Source organism: Pseudomonas sp. MAFF 730105 (genome assembly GCF_055380705.1).
The window spans coordinates 1,988,453-2,000,987 of sequence record NZ_AP018438.1 but is presented as its reverse complement, the minus strand read 5'-3'; the positions used below and the strand labels follow the sequence as shown (position 1 = coordinate 2,000,987).

Annotated in this window: 10 protein-coding genes; 2 read left to right on the top strand and 8 right to left on the bottom strand. The window is 60.6% G+C overall.

The genetic code is table 11. The features are described 5' to 3' along the window. Positions 1 to 79: 79 nt before the first annotated feature. Positions 80 to 1,117, top strand: coding sequence for a patatin-like phospholipase family protein (locus tag PCOSP_RS08930; RefSeq protein WP_139647053.1), 1,038 nt, complete (start codon positions 80 to 82; stop codon positions 1,115 to 1,117). 174 nt (positions 1,118 to 1,291) lie between these two features. On the opposite strand, the gene PCOSP_RS08925 is transcribed toward PCOSP_RS08930, so the two are convergent. The 6 genes from PCOSP_RS08925 to kdpF all read right to left on the bottom strand — a co-directional run bounded on the left by PCOSP_RS08925 (position 1,292) and on the right by kdpF (position 9,303). After that, the gene (locus tag PCOSP_RS08925) at positions 1,292 to 1,990 is read right to left on the bottom strand and encodes a response regulator (RefSeq protein WP_175385968.1); all 699 of its coding nucleotides are present in this window, start codon (positions 1,988 to 1,990) and stop codon (positions 1,292 to 1,294) included. Positions 1,991 to 2,037: 47 nt separating this feature from the next. Continuing rightward, complete coding sequence (locus tag PCOSP_RS08920) at positions 2,038 to 4,689, bottom strand: DUF4118 domain-containing protein (protein ID WP_464710876.1); 2,652 nt, start codon at positions 4,687 to 4,689, stop codon at positions 2,038 to 2,040. A 159-nt stretch (positions 4,690 to 4,848) separates the two neighbouring features. Further along, on the bottom strand, positions 4,849 to 5,394 hold the full coding sequence (kdpC, locus tag PCOSP_RS08915; protein WP_139647058.1) for a potassium-transporting ATPase subunit KdpC: 546 nt from the start codon (positions 5,392 to 5,394) through the stop codon (positions 4,849 to 4,851). Between the two features lie 54 nt (positions 5,395 to 5,448). Further along, a complete protein-coding gene (gene kdpB, locus PCOSP_RS08910) occupies positions 5,449 to 7,500 on the bottom strand; it encodes a potassium-transporting ATPase subunit KdpB (RefSeq protein WP_464710875.1) in 2,052 nt (683 codons plus the stop codon). Between the two features lie 10 nt (positions 7,501 to 7,510). Then, positions 7,511 to 9,205, bottom strand: a complete 1,695-nt coding sequence (gene kdpA, locus PCOSP_RS08905) for a potassium-transporting ATPase subunit KdpA (protein ID WP_464710874.1) — start codon at positions 9,203 to 9,205, stop codon at positions 7,511 to 7,513. 8 nt (positions 9,206 to 9,213) lie between these two features. Next, on the bottom strand, positions 9,214 to 9,303 hold the full coding sequence (kdpF, locus tag PCOSP_RS08900; protein WP_003218754.1) for a K(+)-transporting ATPase subunit F: 90 nt from the start codon (positions 9,301 to 9,303) through the stop codon (positions 9,214 to 9,216). Between the two features lie 257 nt (positions 9,304 to 9,560). Here kdpF and PCOSP_RS08895 point away from each other — a divergent pair, with 257 nt between their 5' ends. After that, complete coding sequence (locus tag PCOSP_RS08895; RefSeq protein ID WP_003183831.1) at positions 9,561 to 9,728, top strand: DUF2897 family protein; 168 nt, start codon at positions 9,561 to 9,563, stop codon at positions 9,726 to 9,728. Between the two features lie 79 nt (positions 9,729 to 9,807). Here the strand turns inward: PCOSP_RS08895 and PCOSP_RS08890 are convergent, their stop codons facing one another. Beyond that, positions 9,808 to 10,659, bottom strand: coding sequence for an urea carboxylase-associated family protein (locus PCOSP_RS08890; protein ID WP_175385963.1), 852 nt, complete (start codon positions 10,657 to 10,659; stop codon positions 9,808 to 9,810). A 99-nt stretch (positions 10,660 to 10,758) separates the two neighbouring features. Then, positions 10,759 to 12,402 carry a hypothetical protein gene (locus PCOSP_RS08885; protein ID WP_464710873.1) on the bottom strand — a complete coding sequence of 548 codons (1,644 nt, stop codon included), beginning with the start codon at positions 12,400 to 12,402 and terminating at the stop codon, positions 10,759 to 10,761. Between the last annotated feature and the right edge of the window lie 133 nt (positions 12,403 to 12,535).

Genomic DNA, 12,535 nt, shown 5'->3' with positions numbered 1-12,535 from the left:
AACGACGCTGATGCCACAACGATTGAGCCGGAGCCTCGATCAGTGCATTGTTGAAGTCTGTTCGACAAGAGGCCAGGTCATGACAAAACGTGTCGCATTGGTATTGGGTTCGGGCGGCGCCCGGGGCTACGCCCATATCGGGGTGATCGAGGAAATCGAACGACGTGGCTACGACATTGCCTGCATCGCCGGTTGCTCGATGGGCGCTGTAGTGGGCGGGATCTATGCCGCCGGCAAGCTCAGGGACTACCGCAACTGGATCGAAAGCCTGGATTACCTCGACGTCCTCCGGCTGGTAGATGTCAGTTTTCGCCTCGGTGCGATCCGCGGTGAAAAAGTCTTCGGACAGATCCGTAAGATCGTCGGCGAACTCAATATCGAAGACCTGCGCATTCCCTACACCGCCGTAGCCACGGACCTGACCAACCAACAGGAAATCTGGTTCCAGGAAGGTTGCCTGCATCAGGCAATGCGCGCTTCGGCGGCGATTCCCAGCCTGTTCACGCCAGTGATGCAGGGCAATCGCATGCTGGTGGATGGTGGTCTGCTCAATCCGCTGCCGATCGTGCCGGTAGTATCGAGTCACTGTGACCTGATCATCGCAGTCAACCTCAATGCCACCAACCAGCGACAATACAGTCTGCCGGTCATCCCACGTCCGGCCGCGTTCAGGAGCCGATTCGACAATCTCATCAGTTCCCTGGGGTCGAAATTGCCCTTTCGGCGCAAGCAGGCCGAGCAGTTGTTACTGCTGGAACAGGAAGCGTTGAAGGCCGAGGCCGCCGACATCAACCCCTGGCTCGAATCCGCCGAGCCTGAAGGCCAGCAACCGGCCGCCGCGCCCGAGACTGAAGGCGCACCGAAGTCCGCCACCGGTTCGTTCATTATCGATAACGTCGGCCCGGCCTCGTTGCTGGATTTGATCAACCAGAGTTTCGAGGTAATGCAAACCTCGTTGGCCCAATACAAGATCGCCGGGTATCCCCCGGATGTACTGATCAACGTGCCGAAACGGGTGTGCCGGTTCTTCGAGTTCTACAAGGCGCCGGAGTTGATCGCCCTGGGGCGGGAGATTGCCAGTGACACCCTGGATCGGTATGAAAGTGAACAGAGCTGAAGCAACACCTTGATCCTGTGGCGAGGGGATTTATCCCCGTTGGGGTGCGAAGCAGCCCTAAAATCAGGCAACTCGGTTTGCCAGCTTTATCGAGTCGACGGGTTTGGGGGCGCTTTGCACCCCAGCGGGGATAAATCCCCTCGCCACAACAGTGCTTGGCTGAAGACCGAGAGGTTAAAACCCACCCTCCCCCAACAACCGATACCCCACCCCCGCCTCGGTCGCAATGAACCGGGGACGCGTCGGGTCGTCCGCCAGTTTTTGACGCAGGTGGCCGACCACGATGCGCAGATAGTGACTGTCCTCGGTGTGGGTCGGGCCCCAGATGTCCTTGAGCAACTGTTGTTGGGTGATGACCCGTCCGGGGTGCCGCGCCAGTTGTGCCAGCACGGCGTATTCCTTGCGGGTCAGAGCCACTTCGGCGCCGTCCAGCAATACCCGTCGATAGGCCAGGTCCACCGTCAGCGGACCGAACGTCAGCGCCGCTTCCCGGGCCTCGCCTGCCGGTGCCTGGCGCAAGAGGGCGCGGACGCGGGCGAGGAACTCCTGGATGCCGAACGGCTTGGTCACGTAATCGTTGGCGCCGTTGTCCAGCGCCTCGACTTTCTGGGCTTCACTGGCTCGCACCGAGAGCACCAGCACCGGCACCGTCGACCATTGGCGGAACTCGCACAGCACCTGCTGACCATCCATGTCAGGCAGGCCCAGGTCGAGCACCAGCAGATCAGGCTTGTTCAATGCAGCCTGGGCCAGGCCGTCGGCCCCTGTACCGGCCTCCAGCACCTTGTAGCCCTGGGAGACCAGGCTGATGCGCAGGAATTTGCGGATCTGCGGCTCATCATCGATGACCAGGAGGGTCGCGGTTTGGTTCATGGGTTCGGTTCACTGAAAATCAATGGCAGAGAGTAACGCAGCCCGGCTCAAGCTTCATCGTCCATGTCCGGTTGTGCCTGCAATGGCAGATGCAGGGTGATGCAGGTGCCGCGCCCGTCGATGCCATCGCCCACGCTGATCCGCCCACCATGGGCGCCCACCATGCCCTGACAGATCGCCAGCCCCAACCCCGTGCCCTGCCCGCCCCGATCGCCGCGCGCAGCGGTGTAGAACATGTCGAAGATTTTCTCCCGTTCTTGCTCGGGAATCCCCGGCCCTTCATCAGCCACGGCAAACAACACTTCGCTGTCCGTCGTGCCTGCACTCAGTTGCAGGCGCCCGTGAGCCGGCGAAAAACGCGCGGCATTCTCCAGCACATTCACCAGGGCCTGTTCGATCAGCGCCGCGTGGACATGCAGCAATGGCAAATGAGCGGGCACTTCGACGCTGACCATCAGCGGCGCCAGCACCGCCCTCAGACGATTCAGTGCACTGCCGACGATATCCGCCGGGGCCACCCAGTCCCGCGCCAGTTTCAGGGCGCCGTGGCCGAGACGGGTCATGTCCAGCAGGTTCTGGATGTAGCGGTCCAGACGCTCGGCTTCATCGCGGGTGCCTTCGAGCAATTCGCGACGATCCGCCAGCGGGATCGCCTCCCCCAACGCCAACAGGCTGTCGATGCTGCCACGCATGGCGGTCAGCGGCGTGCGCAGATCATGGGAGACCGAGGCGAGCAAGGCGCTGCGCAGTTGCTCGGTCTCGCCGTGCAGACGCGCCGCCTCGAGGTCCTGCGCCAACTGCGCCCGGGCCAGCGCCTGGGCCAGCGGCTGACTGAGGGCCGCCAACCAGCGCCGACGTTGACCGCTCAAGGGGCTATCGTCTTTCGAACGCACGCCCAGCAACGCCAGCGGTCCACCCTCCACCGACAATGGCCACCACCACCAGCGCCCGAGGGGCAGTGTCCCGGTACCGGCGCCGGCCGGCTGGTCGTGCTGCCAGGCCCAATCGGCCGCCGCGCGTTCGGCCTCGACGAACGTCAGCGACTCAGCAGTCTCAACCTTCCAGCCACTCTGGCCATCTCGATTGAGCAGGCATAGCTGCAAGTCGTGCCAGCCGTTGAAGTGCTGCGCGGCGGCACTGATTACGGCCTGGCGGTCGGTGGCAGCCGTGAGCTTGCGGGACAGATCGAGCAATTCGCCGGTTTCCTGCTGGGTGTCGCGCAGCACCTGCAACTGTCTACGTTGGCGGGCAGCAAGATTGCCGGTCAGCGCCGCCATCAGCAGAAAGAACACCAACGTCAACACATCTTCCTCACGCTGGATGGTGAAGGAAAAGTTCGGCGGGATGAACAGAAAATCGTAGGCAAGGAACGACAGCGCCGCGCAGGCCAAGGCCGGGCCGAGGCTGCTGCGCACCGCTACCAGCAAGACCGCCATCAGAAACACCAGGGAGATATTGGGCAACGCCAGCAGCCCGGAAATGCCCCAGGCCAACGCACTGGCCACCACGGTCGCCAGCAACGCCAACACGTAGTCGAAGCCGGTCTGGACGCGGCTTGAATAAACGCGGGCGGGACGCAGTTGTTCATCGCTGTCCAGTACATTGATCTCCAGCCCCCTGGCATCGCGCAACAAGCGTGAGGCCAGGCCGCCGCCAAACCATCGCCTGCGCAGGCGCGGTCGGGACTGCCCTACCAGGAGCAGAGTGGCCCGACGCTCGATGGCATGTTGAACCAGGGTCCTGGCTACTTCGCCGGCCCGCAACAACACCACTTCGCCGCCCAGACGTTCCGCCAGTTGCTGGGCGTTTTGCAGGCGCTGGCGCGAGGCCTCGTCCCGGGCGCCACCGTTGTCCACATGCACCAGGCTCCACGGCAGATGCCGACGCTGGGCGACGCGGCTGGCATGGCGCACCAGGCGCTCGGCTTGGGCGTCGCCGTCCACCCCCACCAGTAACCGCCCCCGCACCACCGGAGCGGCCTGCCCCAGTTGTCGATAGCCCAGCGCCAGATCGTTGTCCACTTGCGCGGCGGCGGTCTGCATCGCCAGCTCACGCAGGGCCGTCAGGTTGGTCTGGGTGAAGAAAGCGTCGATTGCCGCGCGGGCCTGCTCCGGCACATAGACCTTGCCATCGCGCAGGCGCTCCAGCAGTTCACGGGGCGGCAGGTCGATCAGCAGCAGTTCATCGGCCTCCTGCAGGACCCAGTCCGGCAGCGTTTCGCGAACCTGCACCCCGGTGATGCCGCGCACCTGGTCATTGAGGCTTTCCAGGTGCTGCACATTGACGGTGGTGTAGACGTCGATGCCGGCAGCAAGCAGCTCTTGAATGTCTTGCCAGCGCTTGGCGTGGCGACTGCCGGGGGCATTGCTGTGGGCAAGCTCGTCCACCAGCACCAGCTTTGGCCGGGCGGTGAGCAGACCGTCGAGGTCCATCTCCTCGAGCATCACGCCCCGGTACTGGGAGCGCACCAAAGGCTGTTGTACCAGGCCGCCGAGCAAGGCTTCGGTTTCGGCTCGACCGTGTGTCTCTACCACACCGGCGATGACCTTCACGTTCTGCCGCAACTGGGTGTGGGCCGCTTGCAACATGGCGAAGGTCTTGCCAACACCCGGTGCCGCGCCAAGAAAGACCTTGAGCCGACCACGGCCAGCGCGGGGCAGATTGGCTAACAGGGCATCGGCGCGGCCGGAGTCGCTCATGGTGTGGTTCTCTTGCTTTCAGATACTGAGGGCACGCCCATTCTCACAGGCTCCATGGAGTCCTTGTGGGAGCGAGCCTGCTCGCGATGACGATGTATCAGCTTGCAGATGTGTGACTGATACACCGCTATCGCGAGCAGGCTCGCTCCCACAAGGGGGTTACAGCTTTTCCAGCGCCAGGTTCAACGCCAGCACATTCACCACCGGCGGCCCCACCAGAGGTTGCTCGATGTGAGTGTCGAGCAACTGCTGCAAGGTCGAGACCGGCAGGTTGCGCGCCGCGGCGACTCGCGCCAGTTGATAGGCAATCGCCGCCGGTGGCAAGTGCGGATCCAGCCCGCTGCCGGAAGTGGTCAACAGCGCCAGCGGCACCGGCCCTTGGCCCGGCACCAAAAGCGTGTGGGCATCATCGATTATCCGCGTGGCCAGGGCCGGATTGCTCGGGGAAAGGTTGCTGGCGCCGCTGGCAACCGTGGCGAAGGTGCCGGCCGAGGGACGTGGATGGAACCAGGCATCCCCCTGGAAATCCTGGGCGATCAGCAGTGAGCCGCGCACTTTGCCGTCGGCCCCCTCGACGAGGCTGCCGTTGGCCTGGACGGGAAAGGCGATTTGCGCCACGCCCGTAACCAGCAGCGGGTAGGCGACCCCGGTGATCAACGTCATCAGGAGTAGCAGGCTCAAGGCCGGGCGAACTAATCTGAACATTCCAAAATCCTCAGTTGAAAACACATCTGTGGCGAGCAGACAGTAGTAACGGACTCAAACCAGCCCCAATGCCGTCAACAACATATCGATCGCCTTGATCCCCACGAACGGCACCACGATCCCGCCCAAGCCGTAGATCAGCAGGTTGCGCCGCAGTAGCGCCGCCGCGCTCGCCGCCTGCACCCGCACGCCGCGCAGGGCCAAGGGGATCAGCACCACGATGATCAGCGCGTTGAACACAATGGCCGAGAGAATGGCGCTCTGCGGGCTGCTCAGGTGCATCACGTTCAACACGCCGAGCTGTGGATAAATAGAAGCGAACAACGCCGGCAGGATCGCGAAGTATTTGGCGACGTCATTGGCAATGGAAAAGGTGGTCAGTGCCCCACGGGTGACCAGCAGTTCCTTGCCGATCTGCACCACGTCCAGCAACTTGGTCGGATCGCTGTCGAGGTCGACCATGTTGGCCGCCTCCCGCGCCGCTTGCGTGCCGTCGTTCATCGCCATGCCGACATCGGCCTGGGCCAGGGCCGGAGCGTCGTTGGCGCCATCGCCGCACATGGCGACCAGCCGACCGTCATTCTGCTCATGGCGAATACGCGCCAGCTTTTTCTCCGGCGTGGCCTCGGCCAGCACGTCGTCGACGCCCGCTTCGGCGGCAATCGCGGCGGCGGTCAACGGGTTGTCGCCAGTGACCATCACAGTACGAATCCCCAGCTTGCGCAGCTCGGCGAAACGCTCGCGGATACCCGGCTTGACCACATCCTTGAGATGGATGGCGCCCAGCAGCTTGCCGTCCACGCACACCAATAAGGGCGTGCCGCCGCTCTGGGCGATCTTGTCGACCTCTTGGGCAAGCATCGACGGCAACTGGCTGCGCGGCAGGCCAATAAAACCCAGCAGCGAATCCACTGCCCCCTTGCGGTATACCCGCCCCTGATGATCGACACCGGACAAACGGGTTTCAGCGCTGAACGGTACCGCCGTCAGCGATTGCAAGGCAGGCTCGGGCTGCGGATGCAGAGCCCGCAGGTATTCCACAATGGACTTGCCTTCCGCCGTGTCGTCCGCCAACGACGCCAACAACGCGCCTTCAGCCAGCGCCTTGATGCTCACACCAGGGGCGGCATGAACCGCTGCACAACGACGATTGCCGAACGTGATGGTGCCGGTCTTGTCCAGCATCAGCACGTGCACATCCCCCGCCGCTTCCACCGCGCGACCGGATTTGGCGATCACGTTCAGGCGAACCAGCCGATCCATCCCGGCGATGCCGATGGCCGATAGCAACCCGCCGATGGTGGTGGGAATCAACGTGACCAGCAGCGCCACCAGGAACACCAGAGGCAGGCTGCCGTTGGCAAAGTGGGCGAACGGTTGCAGCGTCACCACCACCAACAGAAAGATCAGGGTCAAGCCAATCAACAAGATATCCAGCGCCACCTCGTTCGGCGTCTTCTGCCGCTTGGCGCCTTCGACAAGGGCGATCATGCGGTCCAGGGTCGACTCGCCGGGGTTGCTGGTAATGCGCACCAGCAACCAGTCGGAGACCAACCGCGTGTTGCCGGTGACCGCCGAACGATCACCGCCGGACTCACGAATGACCGGTGCAGACTCACCAGTGATCGCCGCCTCGTTGACCGCGGCAATGCCTTCGATCACCTCGCCGTCGCCCGGAATCATCTCCCCTGCCTCGACGCGCACCACATCGTCCTTGCGCAAACGGGTAGCGGGGACGACTTCAAACCCATTGACAGTCCGGCGACGTGCGCTCAGGCCTTCGCTGCCAGCCTTGAGGCTGTCGGCCCGGGCCTTGCCGCGCCCTTCGGCCAGGGCCTCGGCGAAATTGGCGAACAGCACGGTGAACCAAAGCCAGAGCGCGATCTGCGCGGCAACGAACGTCGGCACGGCACTGTCGGGGATGAAACACAGCACAGTGGTGAGTACTGCCGTCAGCTCCACCACCAGCATCACCGGTGCACGGTGCAACTGGCGCGGATCGAGTTTGACGAAAGCTTGTATCAACGCCGGCCGCCAGAGGGCGGAGATGGCGGTTTTAGCTTGCGGTGCCTGGGTGGTAACCGCTTGGGGTGCGGGCATATTCATCATCGGATCCTCAGAAGCCCATGCTCAGGTGTTCGGCAATCGGGCCCAGGGCCAGGGTCGGCAGAAAGGTCAGGCCGCCCACCAGCAAAATGGTCACGGTCAGCAAGGTCACGAACAGCGGGCCGTGGGTCGGGAAACTGTTCTGGCCAATCGGGGCGGTTTTCTTCAGCGCCAGGCTGCCGGCCAACGCCAGCACCGGCAGGATGTAGCCGAAACGGCCGATCAACATGCCCAGCCCCAGCATCAGGTTATGGAACGCCGTGTTGGCGCCAAACCCAGCAAATGCCGAACCGTTGTTGGCCCCCGCCGACGTGTAGGCGTACAGCAACTGGCTGAAACCATGAGCGCCAGGGTTGCTCACCGCAGCGCCAGGCCCGGGCAGGCTTGCGGCGACGGCGCCCAGCACCAGCACGCTCACCGGCATCACCAGCAGAGTTACCACCAGCAGCTGCACTTCCCGGGCGCCCAGTTTCTTGCCCAGGTATTCCGGGGTCCGGCCGATCATCAAGCCGGCCAGGAACACCGCGATCAGCACATTCAGCAACATCCCGTAGAGCCCGGCCCCGACCCCACCGAAAATCACTTCGCCGACCATCATGTTCACCAGCGCGACCATGCCGCTGAGGGGGTTGAGGCTGTCATGCATGGCGTTGACCGAGCCGTTGGACGCCGCCGTGGTGGTCACCGACCACAACACCGAGGCGGTGGTGCCGAAACGCATCTCCTTGCCTTCCAGCGGCGCGGTCTGCTCCACGGCCGCATCGGCCAATGCCGGATTGGGTTGATATTCGGCCCACAACGAAGTCGCGCCGCCGATCAAGAAAAGCGCGAGCATGCAGGCGATGATCGCCCGACTCTGCCGCAGATCCTTGACGTAGTGGCCGAACATGAACACCAGCGCGGCGGGAATCAGGATGATCGAAGCGAGCTCGAACAAGTTGCTCCAGGCCGTCGGGTTCTCGAACGGATGCGCCGAGTTGACGCCGAAGAAACCGCCGCCGTTGGTGCCCAATTGCTTGATCGCAATCTGGCTGGCAGCCGGGCCCAGCGGGATCACCTGGTCGGCCCCTTGCATCGTCACGCCGTGCACATAGTGCGCAAACGTCTGCGGCACGCCCTGCCACACCAGGAACAAGGCCAGTAACAGACACAACGGCAAGAGTCCGTAGAGGGTGGCCCGGGTCATGTCGACCCAGAAATTGCCGAGGGTCCTGGCCGATTTACGCCCGATCCCGCGACACAGCGCCACCAGCACAGCCAGGCCGGTGGCGGCGCTGACAAAATTCTGCACGGTGAGGCCAATCATCTGGCTCAGGTAGCTCAAGGACGCTTCACCGCTGTAGGACTGCCAGTTGGTGTTGGTCATGAAACTGACGGCCGTATTGAAGGCCTGGGTCCATTCCATGCCGGGCAGTTGCTCGGTGTTGAGCGGCAAGTGCCCTTGCAACAGGAGAATTGCGAACAGCAACACGAAACCCGCCAGATTGAAGGCGAGCAAGGCCAGGGTGTATTTCTGCCAGGTCTGCTCGACCTGCGGATCCACCCCCGACAACCGATAGCAGCCTCGCTCCAGCGGCCCGAGAACCGGGGAAAGCCAGGTGCGCTGCCCTTCCATGACCTTGTAAAAGAACCGCCCGAGAAATGGAGCCGGGATCAGTACCAGCGCGAAAAAGGCAATGATCAGCCCGTAGTCATAACCGTGCATAACCGCTCCTAGTTCCGGTCTGCGCGCAACAGCGCAACCAGCAGATAAATGAACAGCGCCACTGCCAGCAGCAATGACACCCCGTCCAGGACACTCATGGGATTTCTCCGTGGTGCGGCGTCGTGCCGCGTGTGGAGTGATTGTCGGCAGGGAGGCTGTAAAGGAACGAGATCGAGGGTGGGGTCGAGGAATAAAGAATTCGTAAAAATGAACGATGGCCTACTGGCCGCGTCATGAGCTACATCCGGTAGAACAGGGGTAGTATTGAACCACTGCGAGCAACCTTCGCTCATAAGTGGTAGGTGTGGCGGATTGGGTGAACGACGCCCACTGGCCCGCCCTCAAGGAGAATCCTATGCCCTGGTATGCCTGGCTGATTTTGATCGTTGCAATCGGCTCGATCGTCGGAGGCCTGATGATGCTGCGCGACACCGCCAACAAGGTCGAACTGACTGATGAACAACGCAAGCGCGTGGCCGAGAGGAATGCGGAGATGGATGCGAAGGAGGCAAAGGATCGTTGATGGCTTGAGCTGCGCACCGCTTTTTTGTGGCGAGGGGATTTAGCGAAACGTCGCACTGCCCCTCGCCACAAAGGAAGTGTTATTTCTCCCAATCCGCCTTGGCAATCTGCAAGCCATGCATCCCCTTGTACGCCGCCCGTTCGGGCTGGCTCCAGCCTTCGAGTAACGCATCTTCCAACCGATAGATCTCCACGCCCAGCGGACGACAGACGCTGAGCGGATCCTGAGCATCCGGCCCCCACATCGCCAACGACAAGTCACCACCAGGGCAAGTGGATAAGGCGCATAGCAGATCGATCTCGGCAAAAAACTCCAGGTAGTCGCCCTTCTGCGCCGGACAGGCCTTCATGAAGTACATGTCGTCATGGTTGAGCCCGGTGCACTGGAAAATATTCAGCACATCGTGCACGTCGAACTCCGTAAGACCGTGAGGCAATACCGCACGGGTCAGGTTCGAATGACAGTGATGATGGAAATCCTCACCGGTCAGCATCCTGTTCACGTAGGGGTCACAACGGGTTCCCAGCAAATCGTGTAGCCGCCCGCCATGCTCGTCGATGCCGTAGCCGGCCAAGCTGTCATCGGTGATGGTCACCAGGGGTCTCAAAAAAGGCAGGTTCGACCAGAGCCGGTCATGAGTGCTGACATGAGCACCTTGCAGCTGCCGAGTGCGCGCCGCCCACAAGCGCTCCCGCGGATCGTGAGCGTTCCAAACGTTGAAATCGCCTACTTGCGGACCTACCGGGGTGGTGACGCGAAACACGTGGCCGGCCGGCACATGCCAGGCACGACCGGTGCGGATCGGCACCTCGAACTGCTCGATCAGTGTGCGTTTGTCCTGCTCGGCGCGGATGCGGTCGTAGAAGGGCTTGTCCACCTGCAGGGCCGAGCCTTTGCTGACTTGGTAGGCGGCTGGGTAGTCTTTGTACATGGCATTTGACCCTCATATCCAACGGTTGGGCGAGTAGCGTTCTCTTAAGATAGCTTTGCCCGCGTCCCGTCTCCGGGGCGCAGAGAACCGATATACTGCTCAGATATTCCCGAAATTTACACAACAGTAATCCATCTCGCCCTTCTTCTGCACCGGTCGGAATTGACTTGGCACCCATTCGCAGCGCGTAATCAGGCCCGGGCTATTCAACCCTTTTAGAAATGGCAACAGCCTGCCATTACTTAAATCGCCCCCATAGCCATACTCAGATACGTAGAGCACGTGGATCGGTTTCTTGTCGTTTAAAAAGGCAAAATACGTCATGTGATCCACGACGACGTTCTCCGCCGATCTTGCAGGGATGCCACACGATTCCCCCAATCTTCTGATCGAGTCCAAATGGTCCCGAACGCCCAACACCGGAATCGAAAGTGGCTGCCCGGGCAAGCTCGATTGGGCGGAGGAGGAATTGCGTACTACGGCGGGGGTCACGAGGATCAGCAGCGTAGTCATCGAGACTACTGACAACACCATCAATAACGAATAAGCAAATAGCGCGGGTGTATTACCTAGCTTCGCTGGATGTCTGGAATGCATCAACAAAGCAGCGACGATGATGGACGCCGGCACGAATTGTAGGCCCGCATAAAAATTTTGCAGGTTGTAAAAAAAAGCGTTGATTACATCCGCGCCGATCAGGAGAAGTGCAAGCACGACAGGGCCACACGCTTGCCGGCGAACCAAGTGCAACAAAAACACCCAGATACCGAGAATATGAGTTCCTATTACGAATGCATACAGAGAGTAATAAATGGCTAGATTAATATAGGGTAGGGATTTAACGCCATCAGCTATAGGAGGCAGCCAGCCTGATTGAAAATTAGCACTGAAAATCAAATGCGCCAACATCCGACCGGGAAAGCTGATCAAGTTGTTATAGGCGGCGCTAACAAACGCAATGGGTGAGGAGAACAACATGCTGGGCAACAAAGTGTTCGCCGCCAACATTTTTTGAATACTCGGTGCATCCTGACACTCCGCCAACGCATTGAAATATTGAAAGAGCTTAACACATAGAACCACTCCAAATAACAGTAGACCATAGCGAACCACCTTATGATACGTCGCAGTTGCCAACCATACAGCCGTGAGCGCGAACGGCATATAGAACATGCTTTTCGGGTGGGAATAGAAAAAAATTGAGAGCAATAACGCCAACCCCAGGGCCATCGCAGCCTGGGCACTCGTAGACCTCGGTGACCTGGAAAAAAGCGCTAATGAACAAAGCATCAAAATCGTCAGCATCAACAACTGTTCAGGACGTGCCATAACCCACAGATAGGGCAGAACACCTAATGAAGCTACTGCAACCAACCCAGCGAAACGTTGAAGAGCACCCTCCGAATCACACGTCTGTTTCAGGCACCAATAAGCAAGCAGAGCAAACCAAACCAGTGATAAGAAAATTCCGCTCACTCTCAGCCCCATAGGGCCAAGGTGGGCATATAATCCCGATAACACCACACCGGCGGGATAAAATATCCAGGAAACTGCCCGCCCCGCCGTAGTGGTGCATTGCGGATAAAGAGTAACCGCATCCCCTCCCTCCAGGAAGAGCCTGGCAATTCTAAACTTAGTCATTACTTCATCGGAGTAAACCGGAAGAAAAAAACCACTTAGCAGAGTTCCAAAAAATAACACCAAAACAACAACAGGGACTACCTTACCTACAACAGCTCTCATTCGCTCACCTATTTAAATACCAACGAAGCCCTATCTTGGCCAATAAAACCCATAACCTGCAGCAACGATAGCTCGAACTCTACGCTTAATCCTACACTGCAAACTACCCACCAAGAATCTTTCTCCTCAAGGG